This window comes from Pseudoxanthomonas sp. LjRoot127 (assembly GCF_964253495.1).
In the GTDB taxonomy this organism is placed as follows: domain Bacteria; phylum Pseudomonadota; class Gammaproteobacteria; order Xanthomonadales; family Xanthomonadaceae; genus Pseudoxanthomonas_A.
Map to the genome: position 1 here is coordinate 1,136,004 of NZ_CAXUQR020000001.1, position 20,585 is coordinate 1,156,588.

General features: G+C 68.7%; 18 protein-coding genes. 14 read left to right on the forward strand and 4 right to left on the reverse strand.

Features of this window, described 5'->3' with window-relative positions; all coding sequences use genetic code 11:
- Window positions 1–4 precede the first annotated feature (4 nt).
- Entirely contained in the window at window positions 5–2,482 is a 2,478-nt protein-coding gene (locus ACSQ19_RS05435; RefSeq protein ID WP_299345882.1) for a TonB-dependent receptor, read from the forward strand.
- Between the two features lie 79 nt (window positions 2,483–2,561).
- On the opposite strand, the gene cydX is transcribed toward ACSQ19_RS05435, so the two are convergent.
- The 3 genes from cydX to ACSQ19_RS05450 are packed head-to-tail and all read right to left on the reverse strand — an operon-like array spanning window position 2,562 to window position 5,418.
- On the reverse strand, window positions 2,562–2,678 hold the full coding sequence (cydX, locus tag ACSQ19_RS05440) for a cytochrome bd-I oxidase subunit CydX (protein ID WP_299345879.1): 117 nt from the start codon (window positions 2,676–2,678) through the stop codon (window positions 2,562–2,564).
- 12 nt (window positions 2,679–2,690) lie between these two features.
- On the reverse strand, window positions 2,691–3,836 hold the full coding sequence (cydB, locus tag ACSQ19_RS05445; RefSeq protein ID WP_436000501.1) for a cytochrome d ubiquinol oxidase subunit II: 1,146 nt from the start codon (window positions 3,834–3,836) through the stop codon (window positions 2,691–2,693).
- A 13-nt stretch (window positions 3,837–3,849) separates the two neighbouring features.
- Window positions 3,850–5,418: a cytochrome ubiquinol oxidase subunit I gene (locus ACSQ19_RS05450; RefSeq protein ID WP_299345873.1), complete on the reverse strand. Its 1,569-nt coding sequence runs from the start codon at window positions 5,416–5,418 to the stop codon at window positions 3,850–3,852.
- A gap of 214 nt (window positions 5,419–5,632) precedes the next feature.
- Here ACSQ19_RS05450 and ccoN point away from each other — a divergent pair, with 214 nt between their 5' ends.
- The 12 genes from ccoN to cydC all read left to right on the forward strand — a co-directional run bounded on the left by ccoN (window position 5,633) and on the right by cydC (window position 17,939).
- Window positions 5,633–7,072, forward strand: a complete 1,440-nt coding sequence (gene ccoN, locus ACSQ19_RS05455; RefSeq protein WP_299345870.1) for a cytochrome-c oxidase, cbb3-type subunit I — start codon at window positions 5,633–5,635, stop codon at window positions 7,070–7,072.
- Between the two features lie 12 nt (window positions 7,073–7,084).
- Complete coding sequence (ccoO, locus tag ACSQ19_RS05460) at window positions 7,085–7,705, forward strand: cytochrome-c oxidase, cbb3-type subunit II (RefSeq protein WP_093489889.1); 621 nt, start codon at window positions 7,085–7,087, stop codon at window positions 7,703–7,705.
- A 3-nt stretch (window positions 7,706–7,708) separates the two neighbouring features.
- Window positions 7,709–7,849: a cbb3-type cytochrome oxidase subunit 3 gene (locus ACSQ19_RS05465; protein ID WP_093489888.1), complete on the forward strand. Its 141-nt coding sequence runs from the start codon at window positions 7,709–7,711 to the stop codon at window positions 7,847–7,849.
- On the forward strand, window positions 7,846–8,781 hold the full coding sequence (gene ccoP / locus ACSQ19_RS05470; protein WP_299345864.1) for a cytochrome-c oxidase, cbb3-type subunit III: 936 nt from the start codon (window positions 7,846–7,848) through the stop codon (window positions 8,779–8,781). Before ACSQ19_RS05465 ends, ccoP begins: the two co-directional genes overlap by 4 nt.
- Window positions 8,778–9,074: a hypothetical protein gene (locus tag ACSQ19_RS05475; protein WP_056880835.1), complete on the forward strand. Its 297-nt coding sequence runs from the start codon at window positions 8,778–8,780 to the stop codon at window positions 9,072–9,074. Before ccoP ends, ACSQ19_RS05475 begins: the two co-directional genes overlap by 4 nt.
- 82 nt (window positions 9,075–9,156) lie before the next feature.
- Entirely contained in the window at window positions 9,157–10,749 is a 1,593-nt protein-coding gene (locus tag ACSQ19_RS05480; RefSeq protein ID WP_299345859.1) for a 4Fe-4S dicluster domain-containing protein, read from the forward strand.
- On the forward strand, window positions 10,746–11,261 hold the full coding sequence (locus ACSQ19_RS05485) for a FixH family protein (RefSeq protein WP_299345856.1): 516 nt from the start codon (window positions 10,746–10,748) through the stop codon (window positions 11,259–11,261). Before ACSQ19_RS05480 ends, ACSQ19_RS05485 begins: the two co-directional genes overlap by 4 nt.
- Window positions 11,262–11,269: 8 nt before the next feature.
- On the forward strand, window positions 11,270–13,642 hold the full coding sequence (locus ACSQ19_RS05490; protein WP_299345854.1) for a heavy metal translocating P-type ATPase: 2,373 nt from the start codon (window positions 11,270–11,272) through the stop codon (window positions 13,640–13,642).
- Window positions 13,639–13,833 (forward strand): cbb3-type cytochrome oxidase assembly protein CcoS, encoded by a 195-nt coding sequence (gene ccoS, locus ACSQ19_RS05495; protein WP_299345851.1) that lies wholly within the window; start codon window positions 13,639–13,641, stop codon window positions 13,831–13,833. The genes ACSQ19_RS05490 and ccoS overlap by 4 nt, the downstream gene beginning before the upstream one ends.
- Window positions 13,823–14,548 carry a sulfite exporter TauE/SafE family protein gene (locus ACSQ19_RS05500; protein ID WP_299345849.1) on the forward strand — a complete coding sequence of 242 codons (726 nt, stop codon included), beginning with the start codon at window positions 13,823–13,825 and terminating at the stop codon, window positions 14,546–14,548. Before ccoS ends, ACSQ19_RS05500 begins: the two co-directional genes overlap by 11 nt.
- An 8-nt stretch (window positions 14,549–14,556) precedes the next feature.
- A complete protein-coding gene (gene cydD, locus ACSQ19_RS05505) occupies window positions 14,557–16,236 on the forward strand; it encodes a thiol reductant ABC exporter subunit CydD (protein ID WP_299345817.1) in 1,680 nt (559 codons plus the stop codon).
- On the forward strand, window positions 16,233–17,939 hold the full coding sequence (gene cydC, locus ACSQ19_RS05510; RefSeq protein WP_436000508.1) for a thiol reductant ABC exporter subunit CydC: 1,707 nt from the start codon (window positions 16,233–16,235) through the stop codon (window positions 17,937–17,939). The genes cydD and cydC overlap by 4 nt, the downstream gene beginning before the upstream one ends.
- Before the next feature lie 79 nt (window positions 17,940–18,018).
- Here the strand turns inward: cydC and ACSQ19_RS05515 are convergent, their stop codons facing one another.
- Window positions 18,019–18,783, reverse strand: coding sequence for a Crp/Fnr family transcriptional regulator (locus ACSQ19_RS05515; protein ID WP_296282179.1), 765 nt, complete (start codon window positions 18,781–18,783; stop codon window positions 18,019–18,021).
- A 400-nt stretch (window positions 18,784–19,183) separates the two neighbouring features.
- Here ACSQ19_RS05515 and ACSQ19_RS05520 point away from each other — a divergent pair, with 400 nt between their 5' ends.
- A complete protein-coding gene (locus tag ACSQ19_RS05520) occupies window positions 19,184–20,548 on the forward strand; it encodes a DEAD/DEAH box helicase (RefSeq protein WP_296282178.1) in 1,365 nt (454 codons plus the stop codon).
- The last annotated feature ends 37 nt before the right edge of the window (window positions 20,549–20,585 follow it).

Consider the following 20,585-nt stretch of genomic DNA (forward strand, 5'->3'; position numbering starts at 1 on the left):
CTGGATGAGTACCCGCAGCAGAAGAAAACCGGGGCGGCGCGATCCGTCGACCCTGGCGAGGTTCCCGTTGACCGCCGCGATCTACCTCGCGTTCGGTGCCACGGCGATGGCCCAGGACGCACCCGCCACGCCGCCCGCCGAGGGCGAGCGCGCCGCGGCCACGCTGGACACCATCACGGTGACCGCGCAGAAGCGCGTGGAGAACCTGCAGGAAGTGCCGATCAGCATCCAGGTGCTGGGCACGGAGCAGCTGAAGAACCTCAACGTCACCGATTTCGATGACTACGTGAAGTACCTGCCCAGCGTGTCGTACCAGTCGGCCGGTCCGGGCTTCGCGCAGATCTACATGCGCGGCGTCGCCAGCGGCGGCGACGGCAACCACTCCGGTTCGCTGCCCAGCGTGGGCGTGTACCTGGACGAACAGCCGGTCACCACCATCCAGGGCCCGCTGGACATCCACATCTACGACATCGACCGCGTCGAGTCGCTGGCCGGTCCGCAGGGCACGCTGTACGGCGCCAGTTCGCAGGCGGGCACGCTGCGCATCATCACCAACAAGCCCGACCCCACCGGTTTCGCCGCCGGTTACGGGCTGGAAGTGAACAGCGTCAGCAACGGCGGCATCGGCCACGTCGCCGAGGGCTTCCTCAACCTGCCGATGAGCGATCGCGCGGCGATCCGCCTGGTCGCGTGGAACAAGCACGACGCCGGCTACATCGACAACGTGTATGGCACGCGTACCTTCCCCTCGTGGGACGCCGACTCCGGCGGCAACGGCACCATCGACAACGCCGACCGCGCGAAGAAGGACTACAACGAGGTCGACACCACCGGCGCGCGCCTCGCGTTGAAGGTGGACCTCAACGACACGTGGTCGATCACCCCGACGATCATGGGCCAGCAGCAGAAGTCCAAGGGCGGCTTCGCGGTCGACCCGCAGGTGGGCGACCTGGCGCTGACCCACTTCTATCCGGAGAGTTCCGACGACCGCTGGTGGCAGGCCGCACTGACGGTGGAAGGCAAGATCGGCAACTTCGACCTGACCTACGCGTTCGCACGCCTGGATCGCGACGTCGACGTGGAGCAGGACTACAACGACTACGCGTTCTGGTACGACACGCTGGCAGCGTACGGTGCGTACACCTGTTCCGATTTCGATCCCGATACGTTCACCTGCGCGCCCGGCTCGCTGGTCAATCCGTCGCAGTACATCCAGGGCGTGGACGGCTACAAGAAGACCAGCCACGAGTTGCGCATCGCCTCGCCGACCGAGAACCGCTTCCGCTTCGTCGCCGGCGTGTTCATGCAGGACCAGGAACACGACATCGAGCAGCGCTACAAGATCGATGGCCTGTCGCCGGTGCAGTCGGTCACGGGCTGGCCGGACACCATCTGGCTGACCAAGCAGCTGCGCCAGGACAAGGACAAGGCGGTGTTCGGCGAGCTGAGCTTCGACATCACCGAAGACCTGACCGCCACCGCCGGCGCACGCTGGTTCGAGGTCGACAACAGCCTGAAGGGCTTCTTCGGCTTCGCCGACTGGGGCTGGGTGTCGAGCTACGGCGAGGCGGCTTGCCCGGACGGCGCGCCGACCTTCAACGGTGCGCCCTGCAGCTTCTTCGACAAGCGGGTGAAGGAGAACGGCCACATCGGCCGCTTCAACCTGACCTGGCGGATCGACCCGAACAAGATGATCTACGGCACATGGTCGGAAGGCTTCCGCCCCGGCGGCATCAACCGCCGCGGCACGCTGCCGCCCTACCTGTCGGATTACCTGACCAACTACGAGTTCGGCTGGAAGACCACCTGGCTGGAAAACCGCCTCTCGTTCAACGGTTCGGTGTTCCGCCAGGACTGGGAGGACTTCCAGTTCTCCATCCTCGGCGCCAACGGCCTGACCGAGATCAAGAACGCCAACCAGGCGCGCATCAACGGCGCCGAGTTCTCGCTGGCGTTCGCGGCGACCTACAACCTGCAGCTGACGGCCGGCGCCGCGTTCTACGACGCGGAGCTGACCGAGAACTACTGCGGCTTCACCGACGACGACGGCAACCCGGTCACGGAGTGCGCGGACCCCGAGGCACCGGAGGGCACGCAGCTGCCGGTCACGCCGAAGGTCAAGGGCAACCTGACCGCGCGCTACACGTTCGACATGGCGGGTGGCGAGGCCTTCCTGCAGGGTGCGGTGGTGCACGTGGGTGATCGCAAGTCCGACCTGCGCCTGGCCGAACGCGAGATCCTCGGCGACCTGGATGCGTACACCACGGTCGACGTGTCGGCCGGCTTCCGCCGCAACAACTGGAAGGTGGACGTGTACGTCAACAACCTGTTCGACGAGCGTGGCGAGCTGAGCCGCTTCACCCAGTGCGCCGAAGCCGTTTGCGGTGCCGCGGGCGTGGTGCCGGAGTATCCGAACGGCCAGGTCTACACGGTCGTCTCGCAGCCCCGCACGATCGGCCTGCGCTTCTCGCAGGAGTTCTGACGCAGCACGCGCCGGAATGCGGCAACGAAAAGCCCCGGTGCGAGCCGGGGCTTTTTTTGTGTCGAAGATAACGGGGCGATCAGGAATCGCGTGCGCTCGCCTCGCGGTCGTTCTCGCGCATCTCGTACCACATGCCATTGAGGATGGCGAAGCTCGCCGCCAGGCCGGCGCCCAGGATCCAGCTGAAATACCACATGCGGAAGCCTCCTCAGTATGCGTTGGGGTTGCGCCCCATCCCGTCCTGGTCGACCTTGCCGCGCAGCACGCGGAAGACCCAGGCGGTATAGAGCAGGATGATGGGCAGGAAGAACGCCGTCGCCAGCAGCATGATGAACAGCGTCATGTGGCTGGACGACGCATCCCACAGGGTCAGGCTGGAGCCGGCCTGCGTGGACGACGGCAGCAGGAACGGGAACGTCGCCACGCCTTCGGTCAGGATGATGCCGACGATGCTGATCGACGATGCCAGGAACGCCAGCCCCGCACGCCCGATGCGCAACAACACGGCGCTCAGCAGCGCGCCCGCCACACCCAGCAGCGGCAACAGCCAGGTGATCGGCCAGCGCGCGTAGTTGTCCATCCATGCACCGGGCTGCGCCACGGCGATCTTGGCGAGCGGGTTCGACGGGCCGGCGGTATCCATCGCGACCTGCAGCGCGTACCCATCGATGCGCGCAACCCAGAGGCCGCCGATCACGAACAGCACCGCCGTCGCCACCCCGGCGATGCTGCCGTAGCGCCGCGCGCGCTCGGCGATGGCGCCGGAGGTCTTCATCGCCAGCATGCCGGCGCCATGCATCACCAGCATCGCCACGCTGACCAGGCCGCACAACAGCGCGAACGGCGTCAGCAGCCCGAACAGTCCGCCTTCGTAGTACACCCGCAAGGTATCATCGAAATGGAAGGGCACGCCGAGCAGCACGTTGCCCATCGCCACGCCGAACACCAGCGCCGGCACCAGCCCGCTGACGAACAGCGCCCAGTCCCACGCGGCGCGCCAGCGCGGATCAGGCACCTTGCTGCGGAACTTGAACCCGACCGGCCGCAGGATCAGCGCGAACAGGATCAGGAACATCGCGATGTAGAAACCGGAGAAACTCACGGCATACAGCGGCGGGAACGCCGCGAAGATCGCACCGCCGCCGAGGATCAACCAGACCTGGTTGCCCTCCCATACCGGGCCGATGACGTTGAGCACGATGCGGCGCTCCTCGTCGGTGCGCGCCACCGCGGGCAGCAGCGTGGCCACGCCGAGGTCGAAGCCGTCCATCACCGCGAAGCCGATCAGAAGGATGCCCAGCAGCAGCCACCAGATCAGGCGCAGCGTCGCGTAGTCGAGGGGAATGGTGTCCATGCGTCGTCTCCCGTCAGCCCGCGAGGGCCGGTTGTGGCGCGGGGGCGTCCGATGCTGGCGCGGACAGGTGCTCGGGTCCCTTCAGGATCAGCTTGCGCATCAGCCAGACCTCGATGACGGCCAGCACCGTGTAGATCAGCACGAAGCCGCTGAGCGTGATGATGATCTGGTGCAGCTTCAGCCCCGACGCGGCCAGGAAGGTCGGCAGCACGCCATCGATGATCCAGGGCTGGCGGCCGTATTCGGCGATCAGCCACCCGGCCTCGATCGCCAGCCACGGCAGCGGCAGGCTCCAGAACGCCACCTTGAGGAACCAGCGGTACCGATCCAGTCGTTGCCTGCTGGCCAGGTAGAACGCAACCGCGAAGAACGCGATGAAGTAGAAGCCCAGCCCGGCCATCAGGCGGAAACTCCAGAACAGCGGCGCGACGTGCGGGATGGTGTCGTGCGCGGCCTGCGCGATCTCCTCTTCGGTCGCGTTGCCGATGTCCTCGCGGTAGCGCTTGAGCAGCAGCGCGTGGCCGATGTCGCGCCAGTGCGCCTCGAAGATGTAACGCGCGGTGCCGTCGTTGCGGTTGGCGCGCAGCTTCTGCAGCGCCTCGTAGCCCATCAATCCATTGCGGATGCGGCCCTCGGCGCGCTCCACCAGTTCGAGGATGCCCGGCATCTCGGTATTGAACGAACGCGTGCCGATCAGCCCCATGACGTAGGGGATATGCAAGGCGTAGTGGTTGGTCTGGTTCTTCTGGTCGGGGATCGCGAAGGCATTGAAGCCGGCCGGCGCGGGTTCGGTCTCCCACATCGCCTCGATGGCGGCGAGCTTCATCTTCTGGTGCTCGCTGGTGGCGTAACCGCTCTCATCGCCCAGCACGACGACCGACAGCGCCGCCGCCAGGCCGAAGCTGGCGGCGACCGCCATCGAGCGCTTGGCGAAGTCGGCGTTGCGGCCGCGCAGCAGGTAGAACGCGCTGATCGCCATCACGAACATGGCGCCGGTGACATAACCGGCCGACACGGTATGGACGAACTTGGCCTGCGCCACCGGGTTGAAGATCACCGCCATGAAGTCGGTGATCTCCATGCGCATGGTCTCGGGGTTGAAGACCGCACCGACCGGATTCTGCATCCAGCCGTTGGCCACCAGGATCCACAACGCCGAGAAGTTCGACCCAAGTGCGACCAGCCAAGTGACCACCAGGTGTTGCACCTTGCTCAGCTTGTCCCAGCCGAAGAAGAACAGGCCGATGAAGGTCGCTTCCAGGAAGAATGCCATCAAGCCTTCGATGGCCAGCGGCGCGCCGAAGATGTCGCCTACGTAATGGCTGTAGTACGACCAGTTCATGCCGAACTGGAACTCCATCACGATGCCGGTGGCCACGCCCATCGCGAAATTGACGCCGAACAGCGTGCCCCAGAACAGGGTCATGCGCCGCCAGATGTCGCGCCCCGTCATGACGTAGACGCTCTCCATGATTGCGATCATGAAGGACAGCCCCAGGGTCAGCGGCACGAACAGGAAGTGATACATTGCCGTCAGCGCGAATTGCAGACGGGACAGTTCGACGACGGTCATGTCCGGCATGGGGATGCGGCTCCCGGTTGTCTGGCGGGGATTCTAGCCCTCCCACTGTCATGGACGGGGGCGACCATCTGTCGCACCCCCCTTCGCCCTGCCCTGCGGCATCCTGCGCGCCCCGCGGCCACCGGCCGGCGGGGGGGGGGGGGGGTTGATCCTGATCAATGCGGCCCGGCTGGCCGGACCCGAAAATCCACCGTACCAGAATAGGAGAGGCCGCATGCAAGGCGTCCAGGGGACTTATAACGACAAGGTGGTGCGCCAGTTCACGGTGATGACCGTGGTCTGGGGCATCGTGGGGATGCTGGTGGGGGTGCTGATCGCCGCGCAGCTGTATTGGCCGGCGCTGAATTTCGACCTGCCGTGGCTGAGCTACGGCCGGCTGCGTCCGCTGCATACCAACGCGGTGATCTTCGCGTTCGGCGGCTGCGCCCTGTTCGCCACCAGCCTGCACGTGGTGCAGCGGACCAGCCACGTGCGGCTGATCTCGGACAAGCTGGCGGCGTTCGTGTTCTGGGGCTGGCAGCTGGTCATCGTGGCCGCGGCGGTGTCGCTGCCGCTGGGCCTGACCCAGGGCAAGGAATACGCCGAGCTGATCTGGCCGATCGACGTGCTGATCGCGGTGGTCTGGGTGTCCTATGCCGTGCTGTTCTTCGGCACCATCGCCAAGCGCGCGGTGAAGCACATCTACGTGGCGAACTGGTTCTTCGGCGCCTACATCATCGCCGTGGCGCTGCTGCATATCGTCAACAGCCTGGCCCTGCCCAGCGGCCTGCTGCACTCCTACCCGATCTACAGCGGCGCCGTCGACGCGATGGTGCAGTGGTGGTACGGCCACAACGCGGTGGGCTTCTTCCTGACCGCCGGCTTCCTCGGGATGATGTACTACTTCGTGCCGAAGCAGGCCGGACGCCCGGTCTACTCCTACCGCTTGTCGATCGTGCACTTCTGGGCGCTGATCGCCATCTACATGTGGGCCGGCCCGCACCACCTGCATTACACGGCGCTGCCGGACTGGGCGCAGAGCCTGGGCATGGTGTTCTCGCTGATCCTGCTGGCCCCCAGCTGGGGCGGCGCCATCAATGGCGTGCTGACGCTCTCCGGCGTGTGGCACAAGCTGCGCACGGATCCGATCCTGAAGTTCCTGATCGTCTCGCTGTCGTTCTACATGATGTCGACCTTCGAAGGTCCGATGATGTCGATCAAGACGGTCAACTCGCTGAGCCACTACACCGACTGGACGATCGGTCACGTGCACGCCGGCGCCCTGGGCTGGGTGGCGATGATCACCATCGGCTCGGTCTATGCGATGCTGCCCAAGCTGCTGGGCCGCGAGCAGATGCATTCGGTCAAGGCCATCGACACGCACTTCTGGCTGCACACGCTGGGCGTGGTGTTCTACATCGCGTCGATGTGGATCGCCGGCGTCATGCAGGGCCTGATGTGGCGCGCCACCAACGCCGACGGCACGCTGACCTACAGCTTCGTCGAAGCGTTGAACGCCACCTACCCCTACTACCTGGTCCGCCTGGGCGGCGGCCTGCTGGTGTTCACCGGCATGTTGCTGATGGCCTGGAATACCTGGAAGACCTTCCAGGCAGCCAAGTCCGTCGCGCCGCAGCCGATCCTGCAGCCCGATGCCAGCCAAGCGCGCGCCTGAGGAGCCGACGACATGAGTAACGGAAATTCGCACGAGAAAGTCGAGAAGAACGTCGGCCTGATGGCGGTGCTGATCGCGGTGGCGGTGTCCTTCGGCGGCCTGGCCGAAATCGTCCCGCTGATGTTCCAGGCCGAGGCGATCAAACCGCTGGAAGGCGTGAAGCCCTACCCGGCGCTGCAACTGGCGGGCCGCGACATCTACATCCGCGAGGGCTGCTACAACTGCCACTCGCAGATGGTCCGCACGCTGCGTTTCGAATCCGAGCGCTACGGCCACTATTCGCTGGCCGGCGAATCGGTCTACGACCGCCCGTTCCAATGGGGCAGCAAGCGCACCGGACCGGACCTGGCCCGCGTCGGCGGTCGCTACTCCGACGACTGGCACCGCGTGCACCTGCTGAACCCGCGCGACGTGGTGCCGGAATCGAACATGCCGTCCTTCCCCTGGCTGGAAAACGCCAAGGTCGACGGCGCCGAGGTGGCCCAGCGCATGAAGACGCTGCAGCGCATCGGCGACCCGTACACGGACGAAGAGATCAACAACGCCGCCTCCGATGTCGAAGGCCGCACAGAACTGGACGCCGTGGTCGCCTACCTGCAAGGGCTGGGCAAGGCCGCGCCGAGGGGAGGCTGAGCCATGGTTTCGGGGATCGTGACAGGGGCACTGATCGTGCTGTTCATCGCCGGCTGGGCGTGGGCGTGGAGCCCGCGCCGCAAGGCGGATTTCGAGAATGCGGCACGCATGCCGCTGGGTGAGGAAGGGGAGAACAACCCATGAGCGCAGGCTGGATCTGGTTCATCGTCGCGCTGGTCGTCCTGAACATCCTGGGCTGCGTGTGGCTGCTGTGGTGGACCGGACGCCGTCGTCCCGGCGACCCCGCACCCGAAGACACCTCGCACGTGTGGGACGGCGACCTCACCGAGTACAACAAGCCGCTGCCGAAGTGGTGGATCAACCTCTTCTACATCACCATCGTCTTCAGCATCGGCTACATCGCCTGGTACGGCGGCCTGGGCGTGGTGCCCGGCTACGCGAAGTGGTCGTCCACCGGCGAGCACGACGAAGTGAAGGCGGTGCAGGACAAGAAGCTGGAAGCGACCTTCGCGCCTTTCGCCGGACAGTCGATCGACCAGCTCGCCCAGGATCCGAAGGCGCTGGCACTGGGCCGCTCGATCTTCAACAACACCTGCGCCACCTGCCATGGCTCGTCGGGCCAGGGCGCCATCGGCTATCCCAACCTCACCGACAACATCTGGCATTGGGGCGGCACGCCGGACCTCGTGCTGCAGACGGTGCTGGACGGTCGCGAAGGCGTGATGCCGGAATGGGGCACCGCGCTGACCAACATGGGCGGCGAGAACGCGGTCGATTACGTCGTCGCCTACGTCAACGTGTTGAACAACCCGCAGGAAGGCATGAGCAACAACTTCATGGCCGCCCAGGGCAAGCCGCTGTACGATGGCCTCTGCGTGGCCTGCCACGGCGTGGACGGCAAGGGCAACCAGGAACTGGGCGCGCCCGACCTGACCGACGACTACTGGCTGTACGGGAACAGCAAGGAAAGCATGCGCACCACCATCACCAAGGGTCGCCATGGCGTGATGCCCGCCCACCGTGAGCTGCTGGGCGAAACCCGCGCGCGTCTCGTGGCCTCGTACGTCTGGTCGCTCTCGCACAAGGAGGGTCAGGCGGCAGCCGGCGCGAAATGACCGATTTCACCGAGCCCCGCCTCGACCACCCGCCCCGGCCGCTCGCGCAGCGCGTCGGGGCGGTGCTCTGGCCCAGCTTCTTCGCCGCCGGCGTGGCGACGATGGTGTTCTTCGCCTTCGTCGACCCGCTGACGCTGCGCGACATGACCTTCCCCGACCTGGCGATCAGCCGCGAACTCGGCTACACGCTGGGTTTCTTCATGTTCTGGCTCGCCACGGCCGCCAGCAGTCTGTTCACCTGGATCCTGCTGCGCCCTGCGAGTCGCTTCAACCGCGCGCTGCCGCCGGACTGAGCAAGCGCTGCCTGCGACAAACCGTCGCTCCCTCGCGCGCCCGCGCGGCGCGAGCATGATGCCAGCCAAGACAGACACTGCCATGTCCACGCCAGCCTCGCCTCCCTCCCCCGCCTCCGACAGCAAGCGCCGCATCCCGCTGGATGTGGTCGATGCGCAGGGCAACTCGTTCTACGTCAGCGAACGCAAGGTGTATCCGCGCGACGTGGCGGGCACGCTCAACCGCCTGCGCGTGGCGGCCGTCTGGTGGCTGCTGGGCATGTACTACGTGTTCCCGTGGCTGAAGTGGGACGATCGCCAGGCGGTGCTGTTCGACCTGCCCGCGCGCAAGTTCTACGTCTTCGGGCTGGTGTTCTGGCCGCAGGATTTCCTGCTGCTGGCGGTCCTGCTGATCATCGCGGCCATGGCGCTGTTCTTCTTCACCGCGCTCGCCGGCCGCCTGTGGTGCGGCTACGCGTGCCCGCAGACGGTGTGGACGGAAGTGTTCCTGTGGATGGAACGCTGGACCGAAGGCGACCGCAGCGCGCGCATGAAGCTGGATGCGGCGCCCTGGAGCGCGAACAAGCTGTTGCGCAAGGGCGGCAAGCACGTGTTGTGGGCCGTGTTCGCGCTGTGGACGGGATTCACCTTCGTCGGATTCTTCACGCCCATCACCGACCTGGGCGCGCGCCTGTGGCCGTTCGCCTGGGGCGGCTGGGAAACCTTCTGGGTGTTCTTCTACGCGCTGGCCACGTGGGGTTTCGCCGGCTTCCTGCGCGAGCAGGTCTGCAAGTACATGTGCCCCTACGCGCGCTTCCAGGCCGCGATGTTCGATCGCAACACCCTGATCATCGCCTACGACCCGATGCGCGGCGAACCGCGCGGCCCGCGCAAGCGCGGCCTGGGCAGCGTGCTGGAACGCGCGCGCGGCCTGCTGCAGAACACCACCGCCTACGACTACGTGATGCGCGCCGCCGCGCATCCCAGCCTCGCCGACCAGCGCCTCGGTGCGCACGGCACCATCACCTTCGCCGGTGCCGGCGCGGTGATCGAGCCGCTGCCGAAGTTCGTCCCCGAACAACTGGGCGACTGCATCGACTGCACGATCTGCGTGCAGGTGTGTCCGACCGGCATCGATATCCGCAACGGCCTGCAGTACGAGTGCATCGCCTGCGGTGCGTGCATCGACGCCTGCGACGACGTGATGGACAAGATGGGCTACCCGAAAGGGTTGATCCGCTATACCACCCAGAATGCCATCGACGGCAAGCCGTCGAAGGTGCTGCGGCCGCGCATCTTCGTCTATGGCGCCATCCTGCTGGCACTGGTGATGGCGTGGGGCTGGGGCGTGTTCAACCGCGACGTGCTGATCGCGGAAGTCCTGCGCGACCGCAACGCGCTGTATCGCGAAGTCGCCGGTGGCCAGGTCGAGAACAGCTACACCCTCAAACTGGTCAACAAGGACCAGCAATCGCATCGCTATGTCGTCATGCTGTCGTCGGCCTCGCCCGGCATCCGCCTGCGCGGCGGCGAGCTGGCGGTGCGTGCCGAGCCCGAGGAGGTCCTGTCGCTGCCCGTCGCCGCCACCGCTCCCGCCAGCCTGCGCGGCCGCCATGCCGTGACGTTCACCGTCCGCGACGTCGATGCCGGCACCGAGAAGACCGTGGACAGCAGCTACTTCGGACCGATCCAATGACCACGAAACCCGACGCCCCCGCTTCGCGCCCGTTCTGGAAAGAACCGATGGTGTGGCTGGTGTGGGGCCTGCCGCTCGCCTCCGTCGTCGCCGGCATCTGGCTGGTGATCACCGCCGTGCGCGCGGGCGGGGCCGATCCCGTCATCGACGACGTGCAGCGCGTGTCGCAAATCCAGACCACAGACCTGGGGCCCGACGAACGCGCGCGGCAGCGCAAGCTGAGCGCTCTGGTGCAGATCCGCCCGGACCACGTGGCGCTGACCGCCGTGACCGGCGACTTCGCACGCGAGGCCTCGCTCGTGCTGGTGCTGACGCATCCCACCGACGCTGCGCAGGACCTGCGCCTGCCGCTGGCGCGCACGACCCGCGGATGGACGGCGCCGGCGCGGATAGACACGCGGCACGACTGGAACCTGCAGCTCGCGCCCGAGAACTCCCACTGGCGCATCCGCGGCCGCCTGCAGAAGGACACGCAGGCCGCGAGGCTCGCACCGTCGCTCGGAGGCGGCTGAGCCCTGTCATGGACGCGCCCGTGGTGTCCTGCCATCACTGCGGCGAACCGGTCGCCAGCGGGCATCCGGTCACGGCGGGCGACCACGCCTTCTGCTGCGGCGGATGCGCCGCCGCAGCGGCCTGGATCCAGGACGCGGATCTCGGCAGTTACTATCGCCTGCGCAGCGCGAACGCCAACCGCGTGCAGGCCGACCGGCTGGACCTGGAGAGCTGGGACCGCAGCGAGTTGCTGGACGAACACAGCCGCGCCGTCGACGGTGGCCGCGAGATCGTGCTGCTCACCGACGGCATGCGCTGCGCCGCCTGCGCCTGGCTGATCGATCGCGCACTCGCCCGCGAGGCCGGCGTGCTGGACACCACCGCCAACGCAGTCACCGGCCGGATCCGCATCACCTGGGATCCGGCGCGCACCAGGCTCTCCGCGCTGCTGCACCGGTTGGCGATGCTCGGCTACCGGCCCTACCTGGCCACCGGCGACGCGCGCGAACAGGCGCGCCTGTCCGAACGCCGGCGCTGGCTGCTGCGGCTCGGCGTGGCCGGCCTCGGTTCGCTGCAGGCGATGATGCTGGCCGAAGCGTTGTACCTGGACGTCAACGCGACCATGCCGCTGCCCACGCGCGACCTGTTCCGCTGGCTGACGTTTCTGGTCAGCACGCCGGTGGTGTTCTACAGCGGCTGGCCGTTCCTCGCCGGGATGGCGCGCGAATGGCGCGCGCGCCACGTCGGCATGGATACGCTGATTGCCGGTTCCACCCTGCTGGCCTACTTCGCCAGCCTGGTGGAGACGATCCGTGGCGGCACCCATGTCTGGTACGACGCAGCGGTGATGTTCGTGTTCCTGCTGCTGGCCGCACGCATGCTGGAACAACGCGCGCGCAACGTGGCCACCGCGCAGGTCGATGCGCTGGCGCGGGCGCAACCGGTGTTCGCGATCCGCGAGCGTGGGGACGGCACGCGGGAATCGGTTCCGCCATCGGCGCTGCGGGTGGCCGACGTGGTCTGCGTGTCGGCCGGCGAAGGCGTGCCTGCCGACGGCACGCTGCTCGACGGCGCAGCCGATTTCGAGGAAGCGCTGTTGACCGGCGAATCCCGCCCCGTGCGCCGTCAGGCCGGCGAGACCGTCTACGCCGGCACCACCTGCCGCGAGCGACCCGCGCGCCTGCGTGTCACCGCCACGGGCACTGCGACGCGCCTGTCGCAACTGGCGGCGCTGGTGGATCGCGCGCAGGGACATCGGCCGCCGCTGGCCCGGCTCGCGGATCGCATCGGCCGCCACTTCGTCGTCGGCCTGCTGGCGCTGGCGGTCCTGGTCTACTTCGGCTGGCGCCTGTATCAGCCCGAACGCGCCTTCGAAGTGACGCTGGCGCTGCTGGTGATCAGCTGCCCGTGCGCGTTGTCGCTGTCGGTGCCGGCGGTGCTCGCGGCCGCGCATGGCGCACTGGCGCGCTGCGGCGTGCTGGCGACGCGGCCCGACGCGCTGGATACGCTGGCGCGCGCCACCGACATGGTGTTCGACAAGACCGGCACGCTCAGCGACGGGCGCCCGGCGCGCGTCGACGTGCAGGCCTACACCGACCTGGACGCTGCGTCGGCCATGCGCGTCGTTGCGGCGCTGGAGAAGGACAGCGGACATCCGATCGCCAGCGCCTTCGCCGACATCGACGTGCGCCACCTGGCCGCGTCCGTCGTGACGTACGCCGGCCTGGGCGTGGAGGGCGATGTCGAGGGACGCCGGTGGCGCGTCGGGCGCGCCGACTGGGCCGCGGCGCGCAACGACGACGGTGCGCTGTGGCTGGGCGACGGCCAGCACGGCGTGGCCCGTTTCACCCTCCAGGAGACGCCCCGCGACGATGCGGCCGCCGCCATCGCGGTCCTGCGTGCGCAGGGTATGCGCATCCACCTCGCCAGCGGCGACGGCGACGATGCGGTCCAGCGACTGGCGCGCACGCTCGGCATCGATTCGGTGCAGTCGCGCCAGTCGCCGGAAGACAAGCTGGCACGCGTGCGGCAGCTGCAGGCGGAGGGCCGCATCGTCGCGATGGTCGGCGACGGCCTGAACGATGCGCCCGTGCTCGCCGGGGCCGACGTGTCGATCGCGATGGGCGAAGGCGCACCGCTGGCGCAGCAGGCCGCGGACCTGGTCGCCACCGGTCCGTCGCTGCTGCGCATTGCCGACGCCGTGCGCATCGCGCGCCTGTCGCGGCGCCTGGTGAAGCAGAACCTGGCCTGGTCCGCCGGATACAACCTGCTCGCCGTGCCGTTGGCGGCGGCCGGCATGGTGACGCCCTGGATCGCCGCGCTCGGCATGGCGGTATCCTCGCTGGCGGTGACCCTCAATGCGTTGCGACTGGCGCGCACCTCCACGGAGACGGCGGCATGAACATCCTGCTGATGCTGTTGCCGATCAGCCTGGTCCTGCTGGGCCTGGCGATCGCCGCATTCGCCTGGGCGGTGCGCAAGGGACAGTTCGACGATCTCGACACGCCCGCGCTCGACATCCTCGACGACGGACCGGCGCAGCCGCGCCCGCCTGTCGCCCCACCGCGCCGCGAAGGCGACGATGGCCCCTGACATTCCCGTCCTGCTCGCCGCGCTGCTGGCGGGCCTGGTGGGCAGCACGCACTGCGCGGTCATGTGCGGCGGCATCGCCACCGGCTTTTCGGCGGCGTCGTCCCGCGCCGGCTGGCGCAGCGCATTGCAGCTCAACCTCGGACGCGTCGGCGGCTACACGCTGGCCGGTGCGCTGGTCGGCGCTTTCGGCAGCGGCCTGCTGTCGCTGGCGCGCCACGACACCGCCGTGCTCGCCATGCGCGTCGGCGTGGGACTGGCGCTGGTGGTGCTGGCGCTGCGCCTGCTCGACCGGCGCGGTCGCCTGGATGTCCTCGCGCGCCCGGGTGCGAGGGTGTGGCAGGCGCTCCGTCCGCTGCATGCGCGCGTACTGCCGGCGGACACGCTGCCGCGCCGTCTCGCCGCGGGTGCGCTGTGGGGCTGGCTGCCGTGCGGACTGAGCCTCAGCCTGCTGACAGTGGCCTGGCTGCAGGCGAACGCGCGCGACGCCGCGCTGACGATGGCGCTGTTCGGGCTGGGTACGCTGCCGATGATGGTCGCACTGACGTGGTCCGGCGCGCGCCTCGGTCGCCACTGGCAGCGCACGTCGGTGCGGCGCGCGGCGGCCGCGTTCGTGCTTTTCGCCGGCCTGCTGACGATCGCCTCGCCGTGGCTGATGCGGCATCCCGCGCTGCACGGCGTGCTCGCCGCGCTTGGCTGCCAGCCACTACCGGCGTGAGCGCACGGATGAAGGACGCGCCCGCGGGCGCGACGGCAAAAGCACGCCTGGCGTCGCTCGGCGGGATCGCCCGTACCCCGTTGCGCGCCGCTTCTGCCTGCGGCGTCACCGGCGGCGTACTCGTGCTGCCGCAGGCCGCCCTGATCGCGCTTTGCCTGCAGCGCGCGCTCGTGGACGGCGCCGCTCCGGTCACGCTGCTGGCCCCGCTGGCCGCGCTGTTGGCGACACTCCTGCTGCGCGCAGGTCTGGGGTGGACCAGCCGGCGGCTGGCCGACCACGCCGTCGAGCGCATCCGCGTGGACCTGCGCGCCCGCGTCGCGCGCGGACTGGTCGCCCGCGGACCGGTGTGGGTGCGCTCGCAGCAGAGCGGCGCGCTGGCCGAACGCATGGGCACGCACGTCGATGCGCTGGAGGGGTACTTCGGCGGTTTCGTGCCGCTGCGCGCCGAGGTTGTGGCCGTGCCACTTGCGATCCTGCTGGCGGTGTTCGTGGTCGACCGCGCCGTTGGCCTGGTGTTGCTGCTGACGATGCCGTTGGTGCCCGTCTTCATGATGCTGGTCGGCTGGGGCGCGCAGGCGGCGAGCCAGCGCCAGCTGCAGGCGCTCACTCGGATGGGCGGGCATTTCGCAGATCGGCTGCGCGGGCTGGGACTGATCCGCCTGTACGGGCGCGGAGAAACCGAGCTCACGGGCATCCGCGCCGCGGCCGAGGAACTGCGCGTGCGCAGCCTGCGCGTACTCCGCATCGCCTTCCTCTCGTCGGCGGTGCTGGAGTTCTTCGCCTCGCTCAGCGTGGCGATGATCGCGCTGTACCTGGGCCTGACCTACCTCGGCATGCTCGACCTGCGCGATACGTCCCTGAGCCTGGGCGTGGGGGTGTTCTGCCTGCTGCTGGCACCGGAGTTCTACGCGCCGCTGCGGCGGCTGGCCACGCACTACCACGACCGTGCGGCCGCCCTGGCGGCGATGGATGAGCTCGCGCTGCTGCTGGACGACCCTGCACGCCCAACGTTGCACGCTACTTGCGGAGCGGTGCCAGCACGTCCCGGATTGCTGGTCAGCGCGCACGGCGCCGCACTGCGCCATCCCGCCGCCACGCACGATGCGCTGCACGACATCACGCTGCACCTGCAGCGCGACCAGCACATCGCGCTGACAGGCGCCAGCGGTGACGGCAAGAGCACGCTGCTGGAAGCCTTGGCTGGCTGGCTTCCCGCGCACGCGGGCACCCTGCAGCGTGCGTCCGGCCTGCGCATCGGCTATGCACCGCAACGTCCGTTCCTGTTCGCCGGCACGCTGCGCGACAACCTGCGCATGGCGCGACCGGACGCCAGCGATGCCGACCTGGAGCGGGCGGCCGGCGCGGCGCAGGTCATGCGCTTCGCGGCACGACTGCCGGACGGGCTGGACACGGTGATCGGCGAACGCGGCTTCGGGCTGTCCGGCGGCGAGGCAAGGCGCGTCGCCCTGGCGCGCGTGTTCCTGCACGATCCCGACCTGCTGCTGCTCGACGAACCCACCGCCTTCCTTGATCCCGATACCGAAGCCCGCGTGCTGCGCGCGATCACGCAGTTCGCACGCGGACGCGCGGTGGTGATGGCCACCCACAGCGCGGCGGCCCAGGCCGCGATGACCGGGAGATGGCATGTCCGCGGCAGGCGCTTGCAGGTGGAGGAGGGAACACCATGACCGCACGCCCGGAGAAGGACGCGGACACGCTGCGCAGCGTGCTGGTGGCGCACCGACCGCGCATCGCCCTGTCCATCGGCTTGCTGCTGCTGACACTGCTGGCAGGCACCGCACTGCTCGGGCTGTCCGGGCATTTCCTCACGGCAGCCGCGCTGGCCGGAAGCGCCGCGATCGGCTTCAACTTCTTCGGGCCGTCGGCCGGCATCCGAGCGCTGACCTTCGTGCGCATCCTGTCGCGCTATGGCGAAAAACTGCTGGGCCACGATGTGACGCTGCGGATCGCGCGCGACCTGCGCGGCTGGTTCTTCGCCCGCGCCTTGCCGCTGGCGCCGCTGGGCCTCGGACGCTATCGGATCGGCGAACTGATGGCGCGGCTCATGGCAGATATCGATGCGGTCGACGGCCTGCTCGTCCGGGCGGTCGGCCCGTTGCTCGCGGTGCTCTCGCTGTGCCTGATCGCAACCGGGGTGGCCACCGCCGCCCTGCCGGCTGCAGGGCTGGTGCTGGCGACGGCGCTGGCATCGATCGCCGCGCTGGCGCCCTGGCTGTCCGTGCGCAGCGCGGCCGCACTCGAAGACCAACGCGCGGCTGCGCGCATGCGCCTGCGCGCAGCCGTGAAGGAAGGCACCGAGGGCCAGCAGGACCTGGCGGCGATGGACGCCACCATGGCATGGCTTGCAGCACTGGATACGCGCAGCCGTGACGTCGCCCGCTGGGAACTCCGGCGCAAGCAGCGGCTGGCGCTGGCGACGCTGGCACATGGCGTGGCGACCGCATTGACGCTGCCGACGATGCTCTGGGTGCTGTTGTCGGCCGTGCACGCGGGACGCATCGGTGCCGCGGCAGCCGGTGGCCTGTTCTTCATGACGGTCGCCGTACTGGAAGCCTGCACGGCGATCGCACCGGCGTGGCAGGCCTGGCGTGCGGCCGCGGTCGCCGCGCAGCGGCTTCAGCACGTGGTGGACGATCCGACCGCGACGGGCCGCGTGACCACCGGCGCGCGAACCCCGGCCGCATGCGGTGCGCTGCAGTTGGACGACGTGTCATTCGCCTGGCCGGGCTCGACGCGACGCTTGCTCGACGGCGCGCAACTGCATGTCGCGCCCGGCGAACGCGTGCTGGTGACGGGCGACAGCGGAGAAGGCAAATCCTCGCTGCTGGCGCTCGTACTCGGATTGCAGGCACCGCAGGCGGGGAGCGTGTTGTTCGCCGGCGACGAGGTGGCGTCGCTGGACGCGGCGCACTGGCACGCGCGCATCGCCTGGCTGCCGCAGGATGCCCCGGTGTTCTCCGGCAGCGTGCGCGAGAACCTGCGCCTTGGCGATCCCGATGCCGATGATGAGCGGCTATGGCAGGTGCTTGGACAGGTGAAGCTGGACACCCGCTTCCGCGAGTCCGGCCTGGCCACCTGGGTGGGCGAGAACGGCGCCACGCTCTCGGCTGGCCAATCGCGCCGACTGGCCCTGGCGCGTGCCCTGCTGCGCGACGCCCCCCTGCTGCTGCTCGACGAACCCACCGAGGGCCTCGACCAGGACACGGCCGATGCGCTGATGCGCGACGTCGCCGCAGCCTGCGCAGGCCGCAGCGTACTGATCATCAGCCATGCGACGCTGCCGGACGGCGTGGTGGATACGCGCTACCGGTTGCGGAATGGGAGACTGGTACGGGAACAGCCCATGCCGTCGGATGTGGCAGCGACGTAAGTCGCGATAGGGCTTTCCCGGTGCGCCTTCGCGACTTACGTCGCTCCCACAACCAGCGCCCCTTCACATCCCGAACCCCTCAGGCCCGCGCTTCGGCCAACGCGTCCAGGCGCTCACGCTTGAGCAGCCGCACGTGGTGCGGATCGTCGGTGGCGATGCTGCCTTCCTGGCGCAGGCGGGTGAAGCTGCGGCTGACGGTCTCCACGGTCAGGCCCAGGTAGTCGGCGATGTCCGTGCGCGTCATCGGCAGGATCACTTCGCTGTCGTCCTGGCCCTGCCGCCGGCGGCGCTGCGCCATGTCGACGAGGAAGCCCGCCAGCCGCTCCATCGGATTGAGCCGGGCGAGGGCCATCAGGTTGCCGCGCGTGGCATCGAGTTCCAGGCAGGCGCGCTCCAGCAGTTCGCGCTCGAGCTCCGGATGGTCGTGGCACAGGCTGCGCATGTCGGCCATCGAGAACTCGCACAACGTGCTGTCGGTGATGGCCTCGATCGTGTGCTTGTAGTGCGAGGTACCGGAGAAGCCGATGAAATCGCCCGGCATCAGGAAGCCGGCCACCAGCCGGCGACCATCCGGCAGCAGCCGGATGCGGCGCAGCGCGCCCTTGGTCACGGTGAACACGCCGCGCCGCGGTTCGCCTTCGCGCACCAGCGCTTCGCCCGCCTTCAGCCGCGCATCATCGGCCAGCGCCTCCATCGCATGCGCCTTGGACACCGGCAGGGCCGCGCAGACGGCCAGGTGCCGCACCAGGCACCCGCTGCAGCCCCGGGCTGCCTGGCACACGACGCCTTCGGCGGGCGGACTGGCCACCGGGGTGTCGTTCTGGCGCAGGATGCGAAGGCTCATGGCGGCGGCTTCTCGGTCTTCCCGGGGGATGATACGCCTGACAAATCAAGGTTTCCGGCCGTGCGACAATCGGTCGCAGACGCGGGTTTCAGCCTCCGTTCCCCCATTCAGCCCCGGATTCGGGTACAGTGCGCGCCGCTTGCCTGCGGCCGTTCGTTTCCCCGATGGTCCGCCGGCGCAGGGAATTCCCCGCGAGTTCCCGCGCCCGCCCCGCTCCGACTTCTTTCGTTGCGCAAGCTCGGATCCGCCGTTTTTGGCGCCTCCGCACCCCTTCTCGCAGCGCGGTTTCAGGGAACGCTTCGAGTCACGGTCTTGCCGCATTCCGCGCGTCTTTCGCTGCCGCACATCGCTGTGCCGGCGTGGCGTGCGTGTCCGGCCGGCCGGCTTTGGAGCTTCGACAATGACGTTTGAACACCTGGGCCTTGCGCCCGCCCTGCTGCGCGCCCTCGACGAACAGGGCTACACCCAGCCCACGCCTATCCAGGAACAGGCCATCCCGCTGGCCCTGGCTGGCCATGACCTGCTGGCCGGCGCCCAGACCGGCACCGGCAAGACCGCTGCGTTCGGCCTGCCGCTGATCCAGTACCTCGCCACCACCCCGCAGGAAGTCGCCGCCCGCGGCCCGCGCAAGCCGCGCGCCCTCGTGCTGACCCCCACCCGCGAGCTCGCCGTGCAGGTGCACGACAGCCTGCGTGGCTACGGCAAGTACCTGCGCATTCCCAGCACCACGATCTACGGTGGCGTCGGCATGGGCAACCAGCTCGACGCGCTGCGCCGTGGCGTGGATCTCGTGATCGCCTGCCCGGGCCGCCTGATCGACCACCTCGAGCGCCGCAGCGTGGATCTGTCGGGCATCGAGGTGCTGGTACTGGATGAAGCCGACCGCATGCTCGACATGGGCTTCCTGCCGTCGATCAAGCGCATCCTGGCCAAGCTGCCCAAGCAGAACCGCCAGACCATGCTGTTCTCCGCCACCTTCGCCGAGCCGATCCGCGAACTGGCGCTGGAGTTCATGCACGACCCGAAGCAGATCCAGGTCACGCCGAAGAACACGGTGGCCGAGACCATCACCCACCGCGTGCATCCCGTCGATGGCAGCCGCAAGCGCGACCTGCTGCTGCACCTGCTGGCCAAGGATAGCCGGCTGCAGACGCTGGTGTTCGCCCGCACCAAGCACGGCAGCGACAAGCTGGCGATGTTCCTGGACAAGAGCGGCATCAAGACGGCGGCGATCCACGGCAACAAGTCGCAGGGCGCCCGCCAGCGCGCGCTCAGCGACTTCAAGGCCGGCCGCATCAACGTGCTGGTCGCCACCGATATCGCGGCGCGCGGCATCGACATCGACCAGCTGCCGCAGGTGATCAACTTCGACCTGCCGATGGTGGCCGAGGACTACGTGCACCGCATCGGCCGCACCGGCCGCAACGGATCGACGGGCGAGGCGATTTCGCTCGTCGCCCAGGACGAAGCCAAGTACCTGCGCGCCATCGTGCGCATGCTGGGCCGCGATGTGGACCTGCGCGACGTGCCGGGCTTCGAGCCGCAGACCCCGATCCGCTGGGGCAACAGCGCACCGGGCAAGGCCGAACAGCCGGCCGGCGAGCGTACGCCGCGTCGCAACGGCCCGCAGAAGCATGCGCGTCGCCCGCACAGCGAAGCACCGCGCCACGCCCACGCAGGACCGAAGAAGCACAGCAGCGGCCCCCGCCGCGACGGTGGCCGCAACGGCGGTGCCCGCCAGGGTCAGTCGCGTCCCGCCCGCTGAGTCGAACCCGACGCGCGGCACACGATCCGTGCCGCGC